The following is a 23,436-nucleotide window of genomic DNA, read 5'->3' as shown; positions in this document are numbered from 1 at the left end:
CAATAATGGTACAAAAAGGAACAAACTATCTATAAATAAAATTATATAAACAGAAAAAAGAATCCCAGTTAAAATGCTGTTTTATAACATTTTAACTGGGATTCTTTGTTTTAGTTTGTGATGTTTTGTGAAACTTATTTTCCGATGCAGAAATTTGCAAAAATATTACCCAGCAATTCATCATTAGAAACCTGACCGGTAATCAACCCAAATTGATACAAAGCTTCACGAATATCAAGAGCAATCAAATCACTTGAAAGATTCGTTTGAAGGCCAAATTTTACTTTCTGTATTTCATCTAAAGCCTTTAGTAACGAATCATAATGTCTTGTATTGGTAACAATTGTTTCGTTATTACGAAGCGCACCAGTATTCACAAAAGAAAGTAATTGATTCTTTAATTCTTCGACACCAATGTTTTCCTTGGCACTTAGAAAAATTTGCTTCAGGTTTAAAGTTTCAAGCTCCTCGCGAATACCCTGAAGCTGTTCCTGGCTAAGCTGATCTATTTTATTGCAGACAATTAAAATTTCTTTTAAAGGATATTTGTTTTTTATTTTTTCAATTTCAACTATAAATGAAGCACTTGAAACCTGAAACTTCAAACTATCCATTAAGTAGATAACAAGCTGCGCCTGTTCTATTTTTTCAAAGGTTTTTTTGATTCCAATGCTTTCAACAACATCTTTAGTCTCTCGAATTCCTGCTGTATCGATAAATCTGAAACCAATTCCGCCAATCACCAATTCATCTTCAATCGTATCACGGGTTGTTCCTGCAATATCAGATACAATGGCGCGTTCTTCGTTTAGTAAAGCATTTAGCAAAGTCGATTTACCTACATTTGGCTCACCAACAATTGCAACCGGAATTCCGTTTTTAATCACATTTCCAACTGCAAATGAATCGATTAATCGTTTTAAGACAAATTCAATTCTGTTCAATAATTCATGAAACTGAGTTCTGTCAGCAAATTCAACATCCTCTTCTGCAAAATCCAATTCCAATTCAATTAAAGAAGCAAAATTTAAAAGCTCTTCACGCAATTTCGCAATCTCATTGCTAAAACCACCACGCATTTGCTGCATCGCGATTTGATGTGAGGCTTCATTATCAGACGAAATCAAATCAGCAACAGCTTCAGCCTGCGATAAATCCAATTTTCCGTTCAGGAAAGCTCTTAGCGTAAATTCTCCGGCATCAGCCATACGACATCCTTTTCGCAATAATAGCTGAATAATTTGCTGTTGGATATAAGTGGAGCCGTGACAGGATATTTCGACAGTATTTTCGCCAGTATAAGAATTTGGACCTTTAAAAACAGAAACCAATACTTCGTCCAGTGTTTTTGAATCATCTACAATATGACCCAAATGCAAAGTATGAGTCTTTTGCTTAGTCAAGTCTTTATTTTTGATGGATTTAAAAACAGAATTCCCAATAACAATAGCATCAGCACCTGAAATTCGGATTATAGCAATAGCTCCAGCTCCTGAAGGAGTTGCCAATGCAACTATAGAATCTTGATTTATCATGATGCAAAGGTATAAAAAAAGCCATAAAGTTGTGTATTCGAAGTTCTATTGAAGATAGGTTCGTGATGGTATTATAAAATGTTAAAATACTGATAATTGTAAGAGTATTTTATTTTTAGAATGACTAAATTTGAGAGAACAACTTCTAAATCCGAATCAAAATGAAAAAAATATTATTCCCCACAGATTTTTCCGACTCTGCTACAAATGCGTTTGTACATGCTTTAGAATTTGCCAAAATTGTCAATGCCGAACTTATTTTGTTGCACACTTTTGAAATCCCGGTTTATGACAGTCAGTTTTTTCCGGAGAACTACGCCACAATTTATAATTCAATCGAATTGGCAAAATTTGAAATGTTTAAAGATGAAATTCCAAAATTAAGAACCATTGCCATAGAACGAAATTTAGAAGATATTGTAATAAAACATCGTTTGATGGATGGTGATTTGATTTATAATTTAAAAAATGCTGTAGAAGAAGATCAAATTGATTTTGTTATTATGGGAACATCCGGAATTTCAGACTGGACAAAATTCTTTTTAGGATCCATTACAAGTTCCGTTATTTCAGAAGTAAAAGTTCCTGTTTTATGTATTCCCGCCGACACAAAATTCAAAAAAATAAAAACAATTGGCTTTACAACCCGTTATCGAGAAAAAGATAAAGTCGAGCTTAGAAAAGTATTAAATATTGCTAAAAAAACAAATGCAAAAGTAAAAAGTTTGTATGTTAAAACTTCTAGTTCAGATGTTTCTGAAATAACTATTAAAGAATGGGAGAAAGAATTTGCAAATGAAAACGTTGAGTTTTTAGTCTTGCCAAGTGACGAAGTCAAAGAAAATATTCTTGATTTTATACTATATAAAGATATTGATATCCTTACCACAATAACACACAAAAGATCTTTCTTTGATAGCTTATTTGAATCCAGTTTCACCAAAAAAATAGCAAAAGAAGTATCCGTTCCGGTATTAGTAATGCATGAAACCTAAAATTATACTTAAATAGTAAATTTGTAAGTGTAAAACCTATATTTGTATTTTATTAAATCAAAAAAATGGAAGCATATCAAAATAAAGTAGAGCAATACACTACAATTTTTAATAAAATCAATAAAAGTTACAATAGCATAAGTATTCTGCGCCTTTTAAGTGTTTTTATTTGTTTGTTTTTATTGTTTTATTACATAAAAACCAGTGAAATACTTTTTGCAGTTTTTGCTTTTTTATCTTTTATTGGTTTTATTTTTTTAATGCGAATCCATTCCGGATTGTCTTTTCAAAAAGAACTAACTTCCGCCATTTTGAAACTCAATCGAAATGAAATTACTTTTTTAAAAAGAGAAAAAATCCCTTTTGAAAACGGAATTGAATTCAATGATTTCCATCATCCTTATGCGTACGATTTAGATGTTTTTGGAGAACATTCGTTATTCCAGAATTTAAACAGAACCGCTACTTTTATCGGAAAAAAAACATTAGCCAATCAATTATTGAATTTGTTGCCTAATCAAACAATACTAGAAAATCAGGAAGCAATCAGCGAACTTAAAACTAAGATAAACTGGCGTCAGGATTTCCTGGCTCTTGCCATGATTAGCAATGATTCTAAAAACTCTTATGATTCGCTAGTTTATTGGAATTCATTTAAAAATAATACATTACCTAAAGTTTTAATTGCACTATCAATTATTCTTCCTACTTTATTTTTTGGGATTTTAGCAGCGTATTTTATCACTTCAAAAACAATATTATTATCGTATCTAACCTACATTTTTATTGCAAATTTAATAGTGTTAGGGAAATCCTTTAAACGAATTCAATCTGAAATTGCAAAAGCGGATAACGTAGATAAAATCATCAAACAATATAGTTTGTTAGTAGAGAAAATCGAGAAAGAAACTTTTCAATCAAAGAAACTAATCGCCTTGCAACAACAACTTATTTTTAAGAATGCAACAGCTAGTACACATTTAAAACATTTGTCTGAATTGTTTTCCAGAATGGATACCATTAGCAATCTAGTAACAGCAATTGTATTCAACGGAACATTCTTATTTAATCTTCACGTATTAAAAGCACTTTTAAAATGGAAAGATAACTACTCGACAGAACTTGAAAAATGGATAGAAATTATTGGAGAATTTGAAGCTTTAAACAGTTTAGCGAATTTGGCATATAACAATCCCGATTTTGTTTTTCCTGAAATCAATTCTGAATATAAAATAGGATTTTCAGATTTGAGTCATCCTTTACTAAATCCTGAAACCAGAGTAGGGAATGATACTCATTTTTATCCGGAATCTTTTATGATTTTAACCGGTTCGAATATGTCTGGAAAAAGTACTTTTTTAAGAAGTTTGGGAATCAATATGGTATTAGGCGGAGTAGGTTCAGTTGTTTGTGCTTCAAAAGCTAACATTCATCCACTTCCAGTTTTGGTTTCAATGCGATTATCAGATTCATTGGCGGATAGCGAATCCTATTTCTTTGCCGAAATTAAGCGTCTAAAACAAATCATGGACGCACTAGAAGACAAACCTGCTTTTGTTTTATTAGACGAAATTTTAAGAGGAACAAACTCGGATGATAAACGAAACGGAACAATTGAAGTAGTCAAAAAAATTATTGCTAAAAATGCCATTGGAGCAATTGCAACGCATGATATAGAAGTCTGCTTAACAACTAATGAATATCCAAATACTTTAACCAACCAGTGTTTTGAAGTCGAAATTCAGAACGATGAACTTCATTTTGATTATAAACTCCGCAACGGAATCTGCAAAAATAAAAGTGCAACGTTCTTAATGCAGAAAATGGGAGTAATTTAAAGAAGAAAGAGTAATAGAGTCAAGAGTATAGAAGCAAGATGTTAGAATAAAGAATATAGAATAAAGAATATAGAAGCAAGATTATAGATGCAAGATTTTTGACTTTTATCTTGATTGTCTTTAAGATGAAGTTAAACCAGGCTTGATTCGCTTTGACTGCTTCGACTTCGCTCATCATGACAGACATATTATTTGTCACTCTGAGCGAAGTCGAAGAGCACAACGTAACCACAAAGAAAAGAATCTTGCTTCTATAATCTTGCTTCTATAATCTTGCTTCTTTACTCTTGCTTCTTTAATCTATAATCTAAACTCTAAAATCAGAAATCTAAAATTATTTCAATCCTTCCGTAATAGTTTGTACAAAAGCTTCAACTGGCTGCGCTCCTGAAACTGCATATTTTCGATCAAAAACGAAAAAAGGAACTCCTTGCACGCCAATTTCCTGTGCTTCGGTAATATCGTGTTCTACATCTTTTAAATAAAGGTTTTCATTCTCGATAACTTCTTTTACTTCATTAGAATCTAAACCAGCTTTAACTGCCAATTCGATCAAAGTTTCAGAATCGTTTAAATCTCTTCCTTCGGTAAAATAGGCTTTAAAGAAGATTTCTTCTATTTCATCGCCTAATTTTTTGGTTTTAGCCAATTGTATAATGCGATGCGAGGTTAAAGAATTTGAAATAATTGCTTTATCAAATTGATAGTCCAAACCAACACTTTTTGCACGTTCTACGACACCTTTATGCATTTCTATTGATTGTTCAACAGAAATACCTTTTCGCTCTGCTAAAAACGTATAAACATCTTTGCCGGATTGCGGCGTAATAGTTGGATCAAGTTGAAAACTTTTCCACTCAATTTCAAATTCATCATTAGGAAATTCAGCTAAAGCCGTTTCCAGTTGTCTTTTTCCGATATAACAAAACGGACACATGATGTCCGACCAAATTTCTATTTTCATATTACAAAGTTAAAAAAAATGTTTCAGGTTTTTATTTGTTTCAAGTTTCAAGTTTCAAGTTTGACTGTATTGTGTTTTTTTTACCGCAAAGCTCGCTAAGGTTTCTCGCAAAGTTCGCAAAGTTTTTACACAAAGCTTTGCGAACTTTGCGCTTATAAACACAATCTGAATGCAAAAAAAACTTTGCGCGCTTTGCGGTAAAAAAAAATCAGCCCAATCGATAATCGTATTTCAACCTGAAACCTGAAACAAAAAGTGATTGAAAATAAAAAACCGCAACTCTTTATCAGAATTGCGGTTTCCAGGTATAAAAAATGGTTGGTTAATAGCGATGTTTTTTTTTACAATGATATGTCTTTAATCTGAAACTAAAAAAAATCCCTGTAACAAAAAGAAGTTTTGATGTTAACTATTTAACATCACAGGCATTACCAACATTGTAACAGTTTCTCCTTCTTCTAAACCATCTACTGGAGTTAGAATCCCTGCTCTGTTAGGCAATGACATCTCTAACATAATCATATCAGATTGTAAGTTAGTTAACATTTCTGTTAAGAAACGAGAGTTAAAACCAATTTGAAGGTCATCTCCTTGATAATCACAAGTCAATCTTTCTTCGGCTTTGTTTGAGTAATCGATATCTTCTGCAGAAACATTTAGTTCAGCTCCGGCGATTTTTAAACGAATTTGATGTGTTGTTTTGTTCGAGAAAATAGCCACACGACGAACAGAGCTTAAAAATAAAGAACGGTCGATCATTAATTTGTTTGGATTTTCTTTTGGAATTACCGCTTCGTAATTTGGGTATTTTCCGTCGATTAAACGACACATTAAAATATAATTATCAAATGAGAAAGTCGCATTCGAATCGTTGTATTCAATTTTTACTTCAGCGTCAGAACTTCCCAGGATACTTTTTAAAATATTCAAAGGTTTCTTTGGCATAATAAAATCGGCTACCTGAGATGCTTTTACATCTGTACGTGCATATTTTACTAATTTGTGAGCATCAGTCGCAACAAAAGTTAAACCTTCTGGCGAGAACTGAAAGAAAACTCCGGACATTACCGGACGTAAATCATCATTTCCGGCAGCAAAAATAGTTTTACTTACAGCAGTTGCCAAAACATCAGCAGGAACAAGTGTTACAGATGGATCTTCAAGATTTACTGATTTAGGAAATTCTTCTCCTGCAGCATATGCTAAAGCATATTTACCTGAATTTGAACTTATTTCAACTGTGTTGTTCTCTTCAACTGTAAAAGTTAACGGCTGTTCTGGAAACGTTTTCAAAATTTCAAGCAAAAGTTTAGCAGGCACAGCCACACTTCCTTTACTTGTAGAATCAATTGATAATGTAGCAGACATTGTAGTTTCAAGATCTGAAGCCGAAACTGTCAATTCATTATTGTCTAGTTCAAATAAAAAGTTATCTAAAATAGGCAACGTATTGTTACTGTTGATTACACTACCTAAAACTTGTAATTGTTTTAATAAGTACGAACTCGATACTATAAATTTCATCTCTTTTGTTTTATTTTTTTGCACTTTTTCTTAATATGTCTTCAACTAAGATAGGTTTTACAAATATATCGTAAACAATCTTAGTTTCGCAATTTTTTTATTAACATCTATTTGCTGTATTTTCTTTTTCGCATGTAAGTAAATGCGAATCCAAAAACCAATAAAATTAGAATTGGCAGTCCGATAGTTATGAATTGCGTCAGGCTGTAATTCTCGTAAACTTTCTCTTTATCTAATAATGGCAAATTGACATCTTTACTTCTAATGTTAATAAGTCCGGTATCATCCAACAAATAATTAATACAATTCATCATAAAATCTTTGTTGTCGTACAAATTCCCCGTACGTTGATCGTAACCCAATTCAACCGGCATCATGTTTTTATCTAATTGGTTTCTCGCCAAATCGCCATCAGCAATTACAATCATTTTGTTTGGTTTTCCTTTTGCTAAAAACGAATTTTCCTTAAAAGGCAATACACGATTCTCAAAAGCCGAATGAAAACTTCCTTCTAATAAAACAGATAACGGAATATTTCCTTTGTTGAGATAATCCTGCGGAGTGGTTTTCTCAGTTACGATATTCAGATTGATTTCGACCGGTGTCCCGATGGTTTTTGAATATGGAGAAGATTGCAATAAAACAGTCTTTTTAATTCCGTTTTTTAAAGTGTCGATTGGGCTTGCAAAATCAAATCGTATTCCGCCTAGATTTTTCACAATCGGATGTTGGCTTGCAGGATATACTTGCGGAGCATATTTCCAGACAAAATCCTGATATTGTGTAGCGCTTCCTTGTTCTCCGGTAGCTAATTTTATTGGACTTCCTTGTTCATCTTTTACCAAATCAGGATTAATTCTGAATCCGTATTTAAAAAACATATCATTCAGATTCAAGTCTCTTGGATAAGCTAAAGTTGCACCTGCCTGATTGTATAAACTATCCATATCTGCCGCAACCTGATCTATTAACCATAACGTTTTTCCGCCATTCATAATGAACTGATCCAAAACCTGTTTTTCCTCATCAGAGAAGGTTTCTGTTGGTTTTGAAATAATGGCAAGATCATATTTATTTAAAGCGTCTAAAGTTCCAGTTGGATTTTTAGCTACAGAATCTAATGTAAAAGGACCAATATAATAGCTTTCGCGAATTTGTCTCAATAATTTAGCAATGTGAATTTCGTTTAATTCTCCATTTCCTTTTATGATCGCCACTTTCTTTTGTCTGTCTTTGCTGATCTTATTAATCGCATCGGCAATAGAATACTCTAAATGCTGGATCGATCCAATTACTTTTTGAGTAGTCGAAGCGCCCATTATATTTTTCAATAAAGGGATATTTACTTCCTTATTGTTGTAAACTGCAATTGCCCACGGAAAAACCATTGCCTGAGATTGTTTTCCTTTGTCATCAACGGTGATGTTTATTGGCGTAAGACCTTTTTGATACAAAGATTTTACAACATCCAGATCTTCTTCTCCGTTTTCTAACGGATTTACAAATTCAAAAACGATATTACTGTTATAAGCCTGAAATTCTTCTAGTAATTGTCTGGTTTCTTGCTGTAAACGCTTAAAATCAGCGGGCAAATCGCCTTGCATATAAATCTTGATCGATAACGGATTTTTAACCTGTTTTACGATTTGTAAAGAAGTTTCAGATAAAGTATATCGCTTGTCTTTTGTTAAATCAAAGCGGTGGAAAAACAAACTTCCTAATACGTTTAAAACGATTAAAACGAAAACGGTAATACCTAACGTTTTGATATTTTGTTGAGTAGATGCTTTCATTATGCTTTAAAAGATTTTAGTTGATAAACGGTAAAAGACAGAAATAATACCGTGATGCTTAGAAAGTAAATAACATCGCGAGTATCGATAACGCCCCGACTCATACTTTTAAAATGATCCTGCATTCCAAATAAAGAAATAATATTAGAATATCCCGGAATCAACAAAGCCAGACCTTCAAACCCGAAGTATAAGATAAAGCATAAAAAAACTGCAATTATAAAGGCAACAATTTGATTTTCGGATAGGGTAGAAGTAAAAATCCCGATAGCAGAATAAGCAGCAATCAGAAATAATAATCCAAAATAAGAACCAATCGTGCTTCCCATATCGATATTTCCTTCAGGTGAACCCAAATTCGAAATTACTTTTACATAAATAAAGGTTGGTATAATTGCCAAAACGATTAATAGTAGAGAACCTAAAAACTTTCCGTTTACGATTTCCCAGATTGATAATGGTTTAGTCAAAAGCAATTCAAGCGTTCCTTGTTTTTTTTCATCAGAGAAACTTCTCATTGTAACTGCCGGAATAAGAAATATCAAAATCCATGGTGCTAATGTAAAAAACGGAGTCAAATCAGCATAACCTGTATTCAGAATATTGTAATCTCCTTCGAATACCCATAAAAATAATCCGTTGCTAATTAAGAAAATAGCAATGACCAAATAGCCAATAGGAGATCCAAAAAAGGATTTTATTTCTCGTAAAATGATTGATTTCATGTAACTTATTTTTGTTTCAGGTTTTTCTTTTTTCAGGTTTCAAGTTCGTACATCTTTGCGAACTTTGCGTTTTTATCAAACCTTTTAAATATAATCTTTGCGTTCTTTGTGGTTAATTGTTTTTGTTTCAAGTTTCAGGTTTCACGTTCAGCTTTGCGAACTTTACGTTTTATTCAACTTTTTAAATATAATCTTTGCGTTCTTTGCGGTAAAATTTTAGGTTGTTCAAGTAACTTGAAACCTGAAACTTTAAACTAAACTAACAACTTTGTCCACACTCCACGCTTCCGGTTTTGCATTGAAAAGTTTTTTTGTAAAACTCCAAACTGTATTAAAAAGTTCAGATTGTCTGTAATTTTCTAAATCTTCTTCGGTTTCCCAATAACTGTAAGTAAAAAATATGTTTTTATTATTTTTATCCTGATACAATTCTAAAAAACGATTTCCTTCTGCATTTCGTATTTTGTGTTTCACAGATTCAAAATTCTCCATAAAATCAGGAATTTTTTCTTCGTGAAAACTCATTTTTACTATTCGGACAAACATGATTTGTAATTTTAGATTTCTGATATTAGATTTTAGATTGTCTAAAGTCCTACAGGTGCGCAAAAATACCAAAATAGATTGTTCTTTTTATGAAAAATTAAAATATTATAAAAAGCTTTTTCACAATGCTTTCCCATGATATTGTCATTTCGACGAAGGAGAAATCTTCGTAAGTAACTCCGCAACGAAAATCCAATCTTTGTAGAGTTTAGAATGTGATTTCTCATTCTTCGAAATGACAAGAAGACGACAAAATCAGTGTGAATCAGTTTAATCGGCGAGCCATTTTTGCGTTATCAAAGAATTTAAAATCTAAAATCTAAAATTTTAATTGAACTGAATTGTAATAACATCACGATAATTCAATCCTAATAAACTATTTGCCGAACCAACTTTTGAAGGATTACTTCTAAAAATAGCAATTTCAAGAAAACCTGCTTCGTTAAAAATTGCCAGTTTTTCACCTTCATAGGTTTTTATCGGATATTTATCAGAGGTTGCAATTGCAGAATAATTAGGTAAAATTGTTTTGATACTTTTGGGTTTCATTACAATCTCATACGGACGTCCTTTTGCTATTTCCAGAAACTGTCTTTTGGAAATATTAGTTACAACGTTTCCAAAATGATCAATGTAAATTACATATCCTTTAATAGAGTTTCCGTCGTTCGAAACTACAGGTTGCAGTTCAGTGATTTGTTTTATTTCGGTGATTTCTTTTCCGATAACATTCAGTAATCCGCCTTTAGAAATGTGACAGGCAACCTGAATAAAAATATCTAAATCACTAGATTCGCTCGGAAATCGATCGTGTATATTAATCGCAACAATTTTTTGCGGAACAATTTTCTGCGTAAGCATACTTAAGATACCATTATCGGCACATATAAAGTAATGATCGTTCCATTGCATGGCAAGATGCTGATTTTCTTTATTGCGTTCGATATCTACACCAATTAAGTGTACAGTTCCTTTTGGGAAACTCAAATAAGATGCTCCCAGAATATAACTTGCTTCTGCAGTGTTAAATGGATCAATGTCGTGCGAAATGTCAACAATTACAGCCTCTGGATACTCAGATAATATTTTACCCTTTAGCGAACCAACAAAGTGGTCTTTCAAGCCGTAATCGGTAGTAAGGGTAATTATTGACATAATTTTGTTTATAACTATTGGTAGTATTTAAATCTAATTTTCATTAAATTTGAGAAATGCAAAGCTAATAATAGTAATTGCAAAATGAAAGAAAGAAAATACAAATTGTATTTATAGTCTCAGTAATTAGTCTCAGTCGCAGTGGCTGAAAACTGGCACTGAAAACTTTAAACTAAAAAAACACCCGACAACCACAGATTATAAAACTGATTTATTTTTAATTTAAATTAACTCATTTGAACGAAAGAATTATCGAGCTCATAGACATCGCTCCAAAAGACTTTTGGGGCGCTCAAGACACTCATCTTGAAATAATTAAAAAGTATTACCCAAAGCTTAAAATCGTAGCGAGAGGTACCACTTTGAAAGCATTTGGCGAAAAAGAAGTTTTAGATGAATTCGAAAAAAGATTTCAGAGGCTTATGCTTCATTTTACCCGATACAACAACATTGATGATAATGTAATTGAACGCGTAATTATGAGTGATGGTCAGGATGAAAAAAAATCATACGATCATGACAAAATATTAGTTCATGGAGTTGGCGGTAAATTAATTAAAGCCATGACGCCTAACCAGCAATTACTGGTAGATACCATTAAAAAAAATGATATGGTATTTGCTGTTGGTCCGGCCGGAACAGGAAAAACGTATACGGGTGTAGCAATGGCTGTTAAGGCTCTTAAAGACAAAGAAGTAAAAAGGATCATACTAACGCGTCCGGCGGTAGAAGCAGGAGAAAATCTTGGTTTTTTACCCGGCGATATGAAAGAAAAACTGGATCCGTATATGCAGCCTCTTTATGATGCTTTGCGCGATATGCTGCCAAACGAAAAGCTCGAAGATTACATTTTAAAAGGAATTATACAAATTGCGCCATTGGCATTTATGCGTGGTCGTACGCTTGATAATGCCTTTGTAATTCTGGATGAAGCGCAGAATACAACACACTCGCAAATGAAAATGTTTTTGACCCGTATGGGAAAAAATGCCAAATTCATGATTACGGGTGATCCTGGACAGGTCGATTTACCACGAAGAACTATTTCTGGTCTTAAAGAAGCTATTTTAGTTCTTAAAGATGTTGACGGAATTGGAATCATTTATCTGGATGATAAAGATATCGTACGTCACAGATTAGTCAAAAAGGTGATTGACGCTTATAAACAAATAGAAAATCACGATTAATTGTGAAATGATTTTAAATAAATATCAAATGTAAATCGTGAAGTGTGTTTTGATGTTTAATAATATTCGTTTTATTCATATTCTTTTATAGAAATGCATAAAACGAATATTTTTTTAATTTAAAATTTAAAAAATATAATTAATGAGGATTAGAATATTTAGTTTTTTAATATTGATTTTTTTGATTTCGTGTAAGAAATCAGAAGTTCGGGTCAATAAGTTTATTGGGACTTGGCATGATACAGAATATATAGTTCCAGGCAAATCAAGTATACGGATAAATACAGATAGTTCTTTTTATTATAAAAGCCGCGGTTGTCAAGGAGGTTCTGTTTCAAATGGAAAATGGAAAATTATTGGAGATTCAATTGAATTAAATAGCACAACTAGTGATTCTTGTTATAAAATGTTTCCATTTATATTATGTATTCCTTTTAGGGAAAACATTAAAAAAGACGTACGAACTATTCCTAATTGTAATCCTGATAACGATACATTTTTTGCAATATTCTCAAAAGAAGTTTTTTATATGAAAAATGATTCACTTATTTATAAACTTAAAAAAAACTCTAAATGTCCTGATACTTTAAAAATAGTCTTTGCTAAAACTCAAAAAATCAGAAAATGAAACAACTAGATGATTTCTATTTAAAACAAGAAGAACCTATAAAAGGGATCTTTCTTGCGTTGAAAGAAATTATTCTAAAACAGGACAAAGACATAACAAATGTTTTAAAATACGGAATGCCCTTTTTTTGCTATAAAGGAAAAATGTTCTGCTATTTATGGACTCATAAAAAACTGAAACAACCTTATATAGGTATTGTAGAAGGAAAACATTTTGACGAACCTTTTTTAATTCAGGAAGATCGTTCGAGAATGAAAATTATGATGCTGAATGTAGACGAAGATTTGCCCGTAGAAAAAATTGAATTTATTTTAGAGAAAGCTTTGAATTTATATAAATCGGGATTAATTAAAGTTTAAATTGTTTTAAATTCAGTATTTGACGAAATAGTTAAATAAATAATAAACTTACTACATTTCAGGAGTTAAAGACCGTTTTATCTTTGTTCTTCTAAGGCTAAAGCCTTAAATTTGCACATCATAAATACTTGATCTTTAATATGACAAAACTTAAAAATATAAAAGTTGTAGTAAGTGACCTTGACGGAACTTTACTCAATCCTCAACACAGAATATCAGATTACACGAAATCAGTTTTTCAGGAACTTCACAATCAAAATTATCTTATTGTAGTTGCCACAGGACGTCATCATCTTGATGCAATGGCTATTATTGAAACACTTCAGGTTCCGGTTTATTTAGTAAGTTCAAACGGAGCCAGAATTCATTCGCCTGAAAAGGAAGAACTTTTTGCCTTTAATCTAAATAGCGATGTTGTAAAAGCTGCTTTAAATGTAGAAATTGATACTGAAATCACGGTAGTTTTATTCAAGGAAAATGTGTGGCAAACCAATAAATGGAGCGAAAAACTAAATGCTTTTCAAGCTGATTTAAAATATCATCCTGAATTAGTAGATTATAAAACGCTGGAAGATTTTGGCGCGATTAAAATTTTCTTCTCTTGTGATAATCATGAAAAACTGGTAAAATTGAAAGATGATGTTTTAGCTAATTCTTCAGAACATTTACATCATGCTTTTAGCTTACCAACTTGTTTAGAGTTTATGGATAAATCTATTGACAAAGCAGTTTCAATTGAACAAGTGCTAGAAAGAGAAGGTTTTACGCTTGATGAAGCCGTTTCTTTTGGAGACGGATTCAACGATGTTCAAATGTTATCTGCATCAGGAAAAGGTTTGATCATGGGAAATGCGCCGGCTTTATTAAAGGAAACTTTGCCAAATCTGGAAGTAATTAAAACAAATGCCGAAGATGGAGTAGCAAAATATATTGCTTCAAGAATTTTAGATAAAGAGTTAGCTTCTAGTTAATTAAAAACTATAAAATGCATCTATAATTTTAGTGCTTAAAAATTAGAATTTTAGACTTTTAATAAAAATAAGATCCTTGGAGATATTTCTTCAAGGATTTTTTTTATTGAATGCATATAATGCAAAGAATTTCGCAAGCAATTGATAAAAACATTTTTTTAATAATTTTCAAAGTGTATTTTTGTTTTCTCAAAAAACTAATACCATGACAAAAAACATTTTTATCCTTGCCTTTTTAATTTTTTCAATTTCGGGCAAAAGCCAAACATTAAAATTGGAAGAAATAATGAAAGGCGAATCTTTTATTGGAAATCAACCAACAAACGGACGCTGGTCTCTGGATGGTAAAAAAGTTTATTTTGAATGGAATCCAACAGATGATTTAGGCGCAAATACCTATTCATGGCAAAAAGGAGCAGCAAAACCAGTTTTGGTAGAAGCTAAGGAAGCTGCTTTCTCAAAAATTGATTTTAAAAGAAAAACAAATTCAGATATTGTTTATTATACAGATAAAGGAGGTTTCTATTCTTATACCATTAGCACAAAAACGATTAAAAAAATCATTCAGCAAAGTACTCCGGTTTCAAACCTTGAATTAGGAAAAGAGGCAGGAATATTATTCTTCGAGCAAAATGATAATATCTTTAAATACAATGCTAAAGAAGGAACAGTTCTACAAATTACAAACTTTAATAAAGGAGCTAAAAAAGAAAAAACTCCGGAAAAAGAATCTTTTTTAAAGACACAGCAAAAAGAATTATTTCAATTTATTAAAGATAAAGAAGCAAAAAAACAATGGAATCTTGCTAAAAGCAAAGCTGTTAAATCTGATTTTGCCAAAGAATATTTTTATGGAAAAGACAGTTTTTATAATTTAAAAGCAAATCCAAACGGAAACTTTGCCACTTTTAGTTTAGTAGAAGAATCTGATGTAAAAAAGGAAAAAATGGAAGTTTTTATAACTGATGATGGTTATAATCAAACTCCAGAAACAAAAACAAAAGTATCTACAGCTAATTTTGTTAAAACAAAATTCGGAATTTATTCTGTAGCAAAAGATACGGTTTACTTCGTGAATTTTTCGACTTTAAGTCATATTCAGGACGCACCAAAATATTATGAATCTTATGATAATTTAAAAAACAAAGAGAAAGAAGATAAGTTAATTGTTGCTCAGGCTCCGGTTTATAACGAAGACGGATCTTTTGGAATTGTAGAAATCAGAAGTCAGGATAATAAAGAAAGATGGCTGGTAAGTTTAAATCTTGAAAATGGTTCTTTTAAAGAAATTGAACATCAGCATGACGATGCCTGGATTGCCGGACCCGGAATTCCGTCTTATTCATTTGACTCAGGAACGCTTGGTTTTCTTGCAGATAACGAAACTATCTATTTTCAATCTGAAGCAACGGGATATTCTCATTTATACACTTATAATTTAAAATTAGGTACAAAGACGCAATTGACAAGCGGAAACTGGGAGGTTCGTGATGTAACTTTATCTAAGGATAAAAAATCATTTTACTTAACTACAAATACAACACATCCGGGAAATAGAAATTTTTATAAATTAGCTTCTACAGGAGGTGCTTTAGAGCCAATTTTAACAAAAGACGGAGCGCATGAAGTTGTCGTTTCTCCGGATGAAAAATCACTTTTAGTTCGTTATTCTTATAAAAATATTCCGTGGGATTTTTATATTGCCGATAATAAAAAGAACGCCACTTTACAACAAATTTCTTCTTCGGTATCTGAAAGTTTCAAAAGCTATAAATGGAGAGAACCGGAAGTTATTACTTTTAAAGCGCAGGACGGAACTCCTGTAAACGCGAGATTGTATACGCCAAAGGCAGAAAATGCGAATAAAGCTGCTGTAATTTTTGTTCACGGTGCAGGTTATTTGCAAAATGCTCACAATTATTGGAGTAATTATTACAGAGAATATATGTTTCATAATATGCTGACTGATTTAGGGTACACTGTTTTGGACATTGATTATAGAGGAAGTGATGGTTACGGACGTGATTTTAGAACTGGTATTTACCGTTTTATGGGAGGAAAAGATTTATCTGATCACTTAGACGGGAAAAAATATTTAGTAGAGAAATACGGAATCGACGCGAATAGAGTTGGTATCTACGGTGGTTCTTACGGTGGATTTATTACTTTAATGGGAATGTTAACGACTCCTGGCGAATTTGCTTCTGGTGCTGCTTTGCGTTCTGTTACAGATTGGGCACATTATAATCACGGATACACTGGAAACATTTTGAATTTCCCGGAAACAGATCCTGAAGCATACAAAAAAAGTTCTCCTATTTATTATGCAGATAATTTAAAAGGAAATCTTGTAATGTTACACGGAATGGTGGATGATAATGTTGAGTATAAGGATATCGTTCGTTTATCGCAACGTTTTATAGAGTTACAAAAAAAGAATTGGAGTCTGGCTTCGTTCCCTGTTGAATCTCACGGATTTAAAGAAACATATTCATGGATTGATGAATACAGCAGAATTTTGAATTTGTTTAATTCGACTTTGTTGAAAAAATAAGTTTTTAGTCGCAGTCGCAGTATTCAGTCTCAGTCGAAGTATTCAGTCTCAGTGTTTAGTCTCAGTTGAAACAGTTCGCAGAATATTTTGAAAGTACTAATAAAGCTTTCTTAAGGTTTTAAACTTTGACAAAGCCCACACAAAGACTGTGACTGAAAAGTTGAAAACTTTTACTGAGACTAAATACTGAGACTGAACACTGAGACTGGGACTGAAAACTAAAAACTTTCTTGCTTGCTCTTTTAATTAGTTTTAAATTTGCATTCATAAAAAACAATACAACTAACAATAATGAGCAATACAATCACAACTACAAATTTTAATTTTCCAGATCAGAAATCAGTTTACCGCGGAAAAGTTAGAGAAGTTTATAATATAAACGACGAACTTTTGGTAATGGTAGCAACAGACAGACTTTCGGCTTTTGATGTGGTTTTACCAAAAGGTATTCCGTACAAAGGACAAATCTTAAATCAGATTGCGACAAGATTTATGGAATTAACGGAAGATATTGTACCAAACTGGTTGATTGCAACTCCTGATCCTAACGTTGCTGTAGGTCATTTATGTGAGCCTTTTAAAGTAGAAATGGTTATTCGTGGTTATGTTTCAGGACATGCTGCGCGCGAATATGCTGCAGGAAAAAGACAAATTTGTGGTGTTACAATGGCAGAAGGTTTAAAGGAAAATGATAAATTTCCGGAGCCTATTATTACACCAACTACAAAAGCAGATAACGGTTCTCATGACGAAGATATTTCTCGTGAAGATATTTTATCTAAAGGAATTGTTAGCGAAGAAGATTATATTGTATTAGAAAAATTTACTCGTGATTTGTTTCAAAGAGGAACTGAAATTGCTGCTGAACGCGGTTTAATTTTAGTAGATACAAAATACGAATTCGGGAAAACTAAAGAAGGTGTTATTGTTTTAATTGATGAAATTCATACACCGGATTCTTCTCGCTATTTCTATGCAGAAGGATATCAGGAAAGACAGGATAGAGGAGAAGAGCAAAAGCAATTGTCAAAAGAGTTTGTACGTCGCTGGTTGATCGAAAATGGTTTTCAGGGACAAGACGGACAACAAATTCCAGATATGACAGATGAATATATCGAATCTGTTTCTGAAAGATATATCGAATTATACGAAAATATATTAGGCGAAAAATTCGTAAAAGCTGACATCGATAATATCGATCAGCGTATTAATGATAATGTATTAGAATATCTTAATAACAGAGCTTAATTCTCGGGTTTACACCACGAATTTATTATATAAAATAAGTGCCTTGCTGTAAAGCAAGGCATTTATTTTTACAACTGATTGCTAAAAACTGCGACTTCAACTGCGACTCCAACTGCAACTTCAACTGTGACTGCGACTGTCACTCTGACTAAACTAAGCAAACTAATTCTCCATTTTATTTTTAAGATTCTCCAGACCTTTTTGTAAATCGTTTCCAATCATCTGATCCAATTTCATCATGGGCAACATGATATTCATAGGATAAGGAATAACGCCATTGATTCCCCATTTTACTTTTGTCTGATTTGCTGTAACTGCTTCTGTCGACATAAAACCGTCAGCAGTATCTTCCATTGGTTTTTTGAAACGCAATGCAAAATCAATACGTTTATTGTCAATGATTTTTGTGATTTCCTGTTCGCCAACGCCTACTTCTTTAACGTCGCTTTCCCACGCAGATATAGATCCTACATTTCCGTCTGTACCTTTATAAGTTGATTTCATCTTGGGATCGATATTGGCCCAAACGCTAAATTCGTTTTGATTTTTTAGATACTTCACATAATTAAAAACGCTGTCAACAGATTTATTGATCGTAATTTCTCTTTCTATCGAATAAGTTTTAGGCATAAAATAGGCTCCAATTAATACGATAGCGAAAACCAGAATTATAATAATCAGAATTTTTTTAATGATTTCCATACTTTTTGCTTTTAAGGTTATTAATTGTTTTTTGGTTTCTTATAACACTCATATACAGTATTGTTGCGATAGTAAAATTAAAAAACTAAAGTTTTGAATTTATGAGATATCAAAAATTTTGAATATTTTTTTTACAAATTTTCATTTTACTGTAACATTTTGGATTTTATAGCGTCTATTAGAAGGAAGCTTTAAATGAGATAACATAAATTTTAAGTTTACAGGGTCTATATTAAGTAAATGTTAAGAATTAGTTAAAACATAGTACTTTGTTATGCATAATACGTCAATTAAAATTACATTTGTACAAGAAATTATAAATCATCATTAATCAATCAATAATTAAAACAATCAATCATTATGAAAAATTCAATCGTTTATTTAGGAGTAGCTTTAGTAGCATTTGCAAATGTTGCTATGGCATCAAATCAAACATCATTTGTAAAACCACAAATGGCAATCGAAAGCAGTTTTGCAACACCATTAACTGTAGCAGTTAGTAAAGGAGACATTACATTTATTAAAAAGCTTGTAGAATACGGAGCTGATGTAAATGAAATATCTGAAGATTTATCTCCTTTAATGATCGCAGCACGTTATAACAAAATAGAGATTTTAAATTTTTTGCTTGCAAACGGAGCAAATCCATCAGCTAAAAATGAAAAAGGTTTTACAGCTTTAAAATATGCACAATTATCAAATGCAACAGAAGCTATTGCCATTTTAAAAGATTTAAAATAACAGTTTAAATTTAGTTTGAGTTAGTATATAAAACGACCTTCCTTGAGCAGAAGGTCGTTTTCATTTTATATAGTTTTCCCGAAAATTATAGTTATTGAAAATTTAAAAACAATATTATTTTTTCGTCTGATTAAAAATCTATTTTTTGAATAAACTTATCCTGAATTTTAGAAAATAGAATTAATCCGGAAATTGCACCAATAGTTGCAAAAAGCATATCAGATTGTGTGTCCCAGACATATCCTTGTGTTCCTAAAAAAGCATCGCCGCCATCTCCGGTGGCAATTGAAACAAACCATTCTATAAATTCGTAAGCCGCGCTAATTGCCAGACAAATACTGACAATAATAAAGTTGAAAAAACTTTGATTGCTGATCACTTTTTTGCGAATAAATAATTCTCTAATTATCATTGCCGGAACTAAACCCTGGGCAAAATGTCCTACTTTATCATAGTTGTTTCTGCTTTGATGAAATACTTCTTTGATATAATCAAAAAATGGTACTTCGGCATAGGTGTAATGTCCGCCAATAAACAGAATGATGCAATGAATTAAAATTAAAGTATAAGTAAAATTGGTAAATCTGAATTTTTTGAAGGTAAAGGCTAAGATTAGGAAACCTATGATTGCAGGAATCACTTCAAGAAAGCAGGTAAATGCTTCTTTTGGATTTATAATCGATGCTATTAAAGAGATAAAAAAAGCGGTTAGCAAAAAATAGATGTATTTCATAAATCTTGTTTGTATAGATAAATCATACGCAAGATATTAAACTAAAAGATATTGAAATCAAAAAAGCACCATTAATAACGGTGCTTTTTCTTTAAACCAAACCAAATTAATTTAACCAATCAATTTATTTTAAATTTCTTTATTCAATAGGAACGTGTTTTTTACGGTTAAAGACCCAGAAAATAATTGGGAAAACTAAAAGCGTTAAAACCGTTGCAGTAATTAAACCTCCAATAATTACGATTGCCAAAGGTTTTTGTGATTCAGAACCAATTCCGGTTGAGATTGCAGCAGGCATTAAACCTATAGACGCCATAAGTGCCGTCATGACTACAGCTCTTGTTCTGGCTTTTACTCCTCTAAATATGGATTCTTCGAGTGTGAATTTTGCTTTTAGATTATGATGAAATTCAGATATCAGGATAACTCCGTTTTGTATACAAATTCCCAGAAGGGCAATAAAACCAACGCCTGCAGAGATTCCAAAATTCATTCTGGTAAGATGCAATGCGATAATTCCCCCAATAATGGCAAAAGGAACATTTGCTAAAACAAGCAGTGAATCTTTTATGTTTCCAAATAAAATAAACAGTAACACAAAGATCCCAATTAAACTTATAGGAACCACCTGCGCTAAACGTGCACTGGCACGAACCTGATTTTCAAATTCTCCTGTCCATCCTACAGTATATCCTGTTGGAAGTTTCATTTTAGCAACTTTTGCTTGTGCTTCTGCAATTGTACTTCCTAAATCACGGTCACGAACAGAAAATTTTACACCAATAAAACGTTTTGTATTATCTCTGTAAATAAAAGCGGGACCAGTAATTGTTTTTAAATCACTAATTTCTTTCAATGGGATTTTGATACCGCTAATTGTTGGAACTTTAAGTTCTGCTATATCATTTTCGTCTTTACGGTATTCCTGTGAAAAACGAACTCTGACATCGAACTTTTTATCGTCTTCGTATTTTTGAGTTGCCGTTTTTCCTCCAAACGCCAGTTCTAAAACTGCTTGTGCATCACTTAATGTAACTCCGTAAGCCGCCATTTTATCTCTGTCAAGTACAACACTTATTTCCGGCTGTCCAACATTTCTAAGAATCCCTGCATCTTTTATTCCCGGAATATTTTTTATCTGAGCTAAAACTTCATTCGACAATTCATCTAATTTATCGAGATCGTCGCCATAAATTTTCACCGCATTTGAAGCTTTAAAACCAGCGACAGACTCGGCTACGTTATCAATTACAGGCTGCGAATAATTATAAGTTATACCTTGATGAACTTTTAGTTTTTGATCCATTTGGTTGATCAAATCATCCATAGTGATTTTTCTTTTCCATTCAGATTTTGGTTTTAAATCTACCTGAAGTTGTATAAAACCAAAACCGTTAGGATCTGTTCCGTCATTACTTCTTCCGGTTTGTGATAAAACGTTTTTAACTTCAGGAAAGCTTTCCAGATCTTTTCGAATCATTGCCGCTGTTTTTACACTTTCTGGCAATGAACTGCTCATTGGCAATTCTGCCGTTACCCATAAAGCGCCTTCATTTAATTGTGGTAAAAACTCTGTTCCTAAAAATGTAGCAGAAAAGAAAACGGCTACCAAAAGTGCTGTTGAACCAATAAGTGTTTGAACTTTATGCTTAAAAGTCCAGGCAAAACTTTTGCCCACAATTCGATCCCAGAAATTAACAAACGGATTGTTTTTTTCTTTTACATTTTTATTCAAAAGGATATGCGATAAAACAGGAACCAATGTCAGCGTAAAAAGTAAAGCTCCCATTAAGGCAAAACCTAAGGTATAGGCTAGGGGAGAGAACATTTTACCCTCGACTTTCTGGAAAGAAAATATTGGTAATAAAGCGGTAATAATGATTAGTTTAGAAAAGAAAATGGCTTTACCCATTTCGGCTCCGGTTTTTTTAATCAAACTTCCTTTCGCAATTTTATTGTATGCTGTCATTCCTAACTGATGCGCTCTGTGATCTAAAACTACAAACAATCCTTCGACCATTACAACGGCACCATCAATGATGATTCCAAAATCGACTGCACCTAAACTGAGTAAGTTGGCGCTCATTCCCATCATCTTCAAGCATAAAAATGCAAATAATAAGGATAACGGGATTACAATTGAAACCGTAAAAGTAGTTCTCCAGTCTGCCATGAAAAGAAATACGACACAAGTAACTAGAATAATTCCTTCGAATAAATTATGCATTACGGTTTCAGTCGTGAAATTCATCAAATTATCACGATCATAAAAGGTTTCAATTTTAATGTCTTTTGGCAATACATTATCATTCAGGTCTTTTATTTTTGCTTTAATTAAGGCTAATGTCTCCTGAGGATTTTCTCCTTTACGCATTACAACAATCCCTTCTACGGCATCATCGTTATTGCCTAAACCGGTTTGTCCAACTCTGGGCATTGAACTTTCGTAAACTGAAGCAAGATTTTTAACTAAAATTGGATTTCCGTTGGCATCGTCTACAATAATATTTTCAATGTCCTGAATAGATTTTAAAAGACCAACTCCACGAACAACAAAAGCCTGACCATTTTTTTCGATGATGTCTCCACCAACATTTAAGTTTCCTCCGTTTACGGCATTATAAACCTGAAGCGGTGTAATATTATATTTCGCTAATTTTATAGGATCAACTCCAACTTCATACGTTTTAGTTTGTCCGCCAAAAACGTTTAAGTCAGCAACACCGGGAACTGAGCGAAGTTGTTTGTCTATTACCCAATTTTGGTAGGTTAATAATTCTCTACTGTCTCTGCTGTCGCTTTTTACGATATATCTAAAAATTTCACCAGTAGGTCCGTAAGGCGGCTGAACATCTGGCTCGACATCATCCGGAAGTGAAACATTTTTTAATAAGTTGTTTACTTGCAAACGTGCAAAAGTATCATCGACTCCATCATCAAAAATTATTTTAATAACAGATAATCCAAACATGGTTATACTGCGAACACTGGTCTTTTTTTGAACCGAGTTCATGGATATTTCGATTGGCGAAGTAACAAAACGTTCTACTTCCTCGGCACTTTTTCCGTTCCATTGTGTAATAATGATAATCTGTGTATTCGTTACATCCGGAAATGCGTCGATTGGCATATTTTTGAAAGAAATAAATCCGGCAACTGCCAATATTCCTACCCAAAAAAAGGTAAATGCTTTATTCTTAAGCGAAAAAGCAATAATATTTCTAATGAATTTGTTCAT

General features: G+C 32.4%; 19 protein-coding genes. 9 read left to right on the top strand and 10 right to left on the bottom strand.

All coding sequences use genetic code 11. The annotated features are described in order from the left end of the window. Positions 1-134: 134 nt before the first annotated feature. Positions 135-1,535, bottom strand: a complete 1,401-nt coding sequence (mnmE, locus tag ASF10_RS11785; protein WP_056249336.1) for a tRNA uridine-5-carboxymethylaminomethyl(34) synthesis GTPase MnmE — start codon at positions 1,533-1,535, stop codon at positions 135-137. Between the two features lie 161 nt (positions 1,536-1,696). Here mnmE and ASF10_RS11780 point away from each other — a divergent pair, with 161 nt between their 5' ends. Both ASF10_RS11780 and ASF10_RS11775 read left to right on the top strand, forming a co-directional pair. After that, entirely contained in the window at positions 1,697-2,530 is an 834-nt protein-coding gene (locus ASF10_RS11780; RefSeq protein ID WP_056249334.1) for a universal stress protein, read from the top strand. 65 nt (positions 2,531-2,595) lie between these two features. Continuing rightward, entirely contained in the window at positions 2,596-4,368 is a 1,773-nt protein-coding gene (locus ASF10_RS11775; protein ID WP_056249331.1) for a MutS-related protein, read from the top strand. 334 nt (positions 4,369-4,702) lie between these two features. On the opposite strand, the gene ASF10_RS11770 is transcribed toward ASF10_RS11775, so the two are convergent. The 6 genes from ASF10_RS11770 to ASF10_RS11745 form a co-directional block, all read right to left on the bottom strand. Next, positions 4,703-5,332 carry a DsbA family oxidoreductase gene (locus ASF10_RS11770; RefSeq protein WP_056249328.1) on the bottom strand — a complete coding sequence of 210 codons (630 nt, stop codon included), beginning with the start codon at positions 5,330-5,332 and terminating at the stop codon, positions 4,703-4,705. A 405-nt stretch (positions 5,333-5,737) separates the two neighbouring features. Then, a complete protein-coding gene (gene dnaN, locus ASF10_RS11765; protein WP_056249371.1) occupies positions 5,738-6,856 on the bottom strand; it encodes a DNA polymerase III subunit beta in 1,119 nt (372 codons plus the stop codon). A gap of 107 nt (positions 6,857-6,963) precedes the next feature. Next, positions 6,964-8,649 carry a gliding motility-associated ABC transporter substrate-binding protein GldG gene (gene gldG, locus ASF10_RS11760; protein ID WP_056249325.1) on the bottom strand — a complete coding sequence of 562 codons (1,686 nt, stop codon included), beginning with the start codon at positions 8,647-8,649 and terminating at the stop codon, positions 6,964-6,966. Next, positions 8,649-9,374, bottom strand: coding sequence for a gliding motility-associated ABC transporter permease subunit GldF (gldF, locus tag ASF10_RS11755; RefSeq protein ID WP_056249323.1), 726 nt, complete (start codon positions 9,372-9,374; stop codon positions 8,649-8,651). Before gldF ends, gldG begins: the two co-directional genes overlap by 1 nt. Positions 9,375-9,623: 249 nt before the next feature. Beyond that, positions 9,624-9,920 (bottom strand): putative quinol monooxygenase, encoded by a 297-nt coding sequence (locus tag ASF10_RS11750; RefSeq protein WP_056249320.1) that lies wholly within the window; start codon positions 9,918-9,920, stop codon positions 9,624-9,626. A gap of 327 nt (positions 9,921-10,247) precedes the next feature. Continuing rightward, positions 10,248-11,075 carry an S-adenosyl-l-methionine hydroxide adenosyltransferase family protein gene (locus ASF10_RS11745; protein ID WP_056249317.1) on the bottom strand — a complete coding sequence of 276 codons (828 nt, stop codon included), beginning with the start codon at positions 11,073-11,075 and terminating at the stop codon, positions 10,248-10,250. 236 nt (positions 11,076-11,311) lie between these two features. Between ASF10_RS11745 and ASF10_RS11740 the strand changes: the two genes are divergently transcribed. The 6 genes from ASF10_RS11740 (at position 11,312) to ASF10_RS11715 (ending at position 18,022) form a co-directional block, all read left to right on the top strand. Further along, a complete protein-coding gene (locus ASF10_RS11740) occupies positions 11,312-12,262 on the top strand; it encodes a PhoH family protein (RefSeq protein WP_055093453.1) in 951 nt (316 codons plus the stop codon). 142 nt (positions 12,263-12,404) lie between these two features. Next, positions 12,405-12,890 carry a hypothetical protein gene (locus ASF10_RS11735; RefSeq protein WP_056249312.1) on the top strand — a complete coding sequence of 162 codons (486 nt, stop codon included), beginning with the start codon at positions 12,405-12,407 and terminating at the stop codon, positions 12,888-12,890. Then, a complete protein-coding gene (locus ASF10_RS11730) occupies positions 12,887-13,249 on the top strand; it encodes a DUF1801 domain-containing protein (protein WP_056249309.1) in 363 nt (120 codons plus the stop codon). Before ASF10_RS11735 ends, ASF10_RS11730 begins: the two co-directional genes overlap by 4 nt. 140 nt (positions 13,250-13,389) lie before the next feature. After that, complete coding sequence (locus ASF10_RS11725; RefSeq protein WP_056249307.1) at positions 13,390-14,220, top strand: Cof-type HAD-IIB family hydrolase; 831 nt, start codon at positions 13,390-13,392, stop codon at positions 14,218-14,220. A gap of 205 nt (positions 14,221-14,425) precedes the next feature. Then, positions 14,426-16,774: a S9 family peptidase gene (locus tag ASF10_RS11720; RefSeq protein ID WP_056249304.1), complete on the top strand. Its 2,349-nt coding sequence runs from the start codon at positions 14,426-14,428 to the stop codon at positions 16,772-16,774. A gap of 291 nt (positions 16,775-17,065) precedes the next feature. Beyond that, on the top strand, positions 17,066-18,022 hold the full coding sequence (locus ASF10_RS11715; protein WP_056249301.1) for a phosphoribosylaminoimidazolesuccinocarboxamide synthase: 957 nt from the start codon (positions 17,066-17,068) through the stop codon (positions 18,020-18,022). A 162-nt stretch (positions 18,023-18,184) separates the two neighbouring features. Here the strand turns inward: ASF10_RS11715 and ASF10_RS11710 are convergent, their stop codons facing one another. Beyond that, positions 18,185-18,724 carry an SRPBCC family protein gene (locus ASF10_RS11710; protein WP_056249298.1) on the bottom strand — a complete coding sequence of 180 codons (540 nt, stop codon included), beginning with the start codon at positions 18,722-18,724 and terminating at the stop codon, positions 18,185-18,187. A gap of 360 nt (positions 18,725-19,084) precedes the next feature. Here ASF10_RS11710 and ASF10_RS11705 point away from each other — a divergent pair, with 360 nt between their 5' ends. Beyond that, positions 19,085-19,465, top strand: a complete 381-nt coding sequence (locus tag ASF10_RS11705; protein ID WP_056249294.1) for an ankyrin repeat domain-containing protein — start codon at positions 19,085-19,087, stop codon at positions 19,463-19,465. 130 nt (positions 19,466-19,595) lie between these two features. Here the strand turns inward: ASF10_RS11705 and ASF10_RS11700 are convergent, their stop codons facing one another. Next, positions 19,596-20,198: a DUF2238 domain-containing protein gene (locus ASF10_RS11700; protein WP_056249291.1), complete on the bottom strand. Its 603-nt coding sequence runs from the start codon at positions 20,196-20,198 to the stop codon at positions 19,596-19,598. A gap of 139 nt (positions 20,199-20,337) precedes the next feature. Continuing rightward, on the bottom strand, positions 20,338-23,436 hold the full coding sequence (locus tag ASF10_RS11695; protein WP_056249289.1) for an efflux RND transporter permease subunit: 3,099 nt from the start codon (positions 23,434-23,436) through the stop codon (positions 20,338-20,340).

The organism is Flavobacterium sp. Leaf82, assembly GCF_001422725.1.
In the GTDB taxonomy this organism is placed as follows: Bacteria; Bacteroidota; Bacteroidia; order Flavobacteriales; family Flavobacteriaceae; genus Flavobacterium.
Note: the sequence above shows the minus strand (reverse complement) of the source record. Positions and strands in the feature narration are given on the sequence as shown.

Coding starts and splice junctions, on each gene's coding strand:
- mnmE (WP_056249336.1), bottom strand. CDS start 1,535: ATGATAAATCAAGATTCTATAGTTGCATTGGCAACTCCTTCAGGAGCT.
- ASF10_RS11780 (WP_056249334.1), top strand. CDS start 1,697: ATGAAAAAAATATTATTCCCCACAGATTTTTCCGACTCTGCTACAAAT.
- ASF10_RS11775 (WP_056249331.1), top strand. CDS start 2,596: ATGGAAGCATATCAAAATAAAGTAGAGCAATACACTACAATTTTTAAT.
- ASF10_RS11770 (WP_056249328.1), bottom strand. CDS start 5,332: ATGAAAATAGAAATTTGGTCGGACATCATGTGTCCGTTTTGTTATATC.
- dnaN (WP_056249371.1), bottom strand. CDS start 6,856: ATGAAATTTATAGTATCGAGTTCGTACTTATTAAAACAATTACAAGTT.
- gldG (WP_056249325.1), bottom strand. CDS start 8,649: ATGAAAGCATCTACTCAACAAAATATCAAAACGTTAGGTATTACCGTT.
- gldF (WP_056249323.1), bottom strand. CDS start 9,374: ATGAAATCAATCATTTTACGAGAAATAAAATCCTTTTTTGGATCTCCT.
- ASF10_RS11750 (WP_056249320.1), bottom strand. CDS start 9,920: ATGTTTGTCCGAATAGTAAAAATGAGTTTTCACGAAGAAAAAATTCCT.
- ASF10_RS11745 (WP_056249317.1), bottom strand. CDS start 11,075: ATGTCAATAATTACCCTTACTACCGATTACGGCTTGAAAGACCACTTT.
- ASF10_RS11735 (WP_056249312.1), top strand. CDS start 12,405: ATGAGGATTAGAATATTTAGTTTTTTAATATTGATTTTTTTGATTTCG.
- ASF10_RS11730 (WP_056249309.1), top strand. CDS start 12,887: ATGAAACAACTAGATGATTTCTATTTAAAACAAGAAGAACCTATAAAA.
- ASF10_RS11725 (WP_056249307.1), top strand. CDS start 13,390: ATGACAAAACTTAAAAATATAAAAGTTGTAGTAAGTGACCTTGACGGA.
- ASF10_RS11720 (WP_056249304.1), top strand. CDS start 14,426: ATGACAAAAAACATTTTTATCCTTGCCTTTTTAATTTTTTCAATTTCG.
- ASF10_RS11715 (WP_056249301.1), top strand. CDS start 17,066: ATGAGCAATACAATCACAACTACAAATTTTAATTTTCCAGATCAGAAA.
- ASF10_RS11710 (WP_056249298.1), bottom strand. CDS start 18,724: ATGGAAATCATTAAAAAAATTCTGATTATTATAATTCTGGTTTTCGCT.
- ASF10_RS11705 (WP_056249294.1), top strand. CDS start 19,085: ATGAAAAATTCAATCGTTTATTTAGGAGTAGCTTTAGTAGCATTTGCA.
- ASF10_RS11700 (WP_056249291.1), bottom strand. CDS start 20,198: ATGAAATACATCTATTTTTTGCTAACCGCTTTTTTTATCTCTTTAATA.
- ASF10_RS11695 (WP_056249289.1), bottom strand. CDS start 23,436: ATGAACAAATTCATTAGAAATATTATTGCTTTTTCGCTTAAGAATAAA.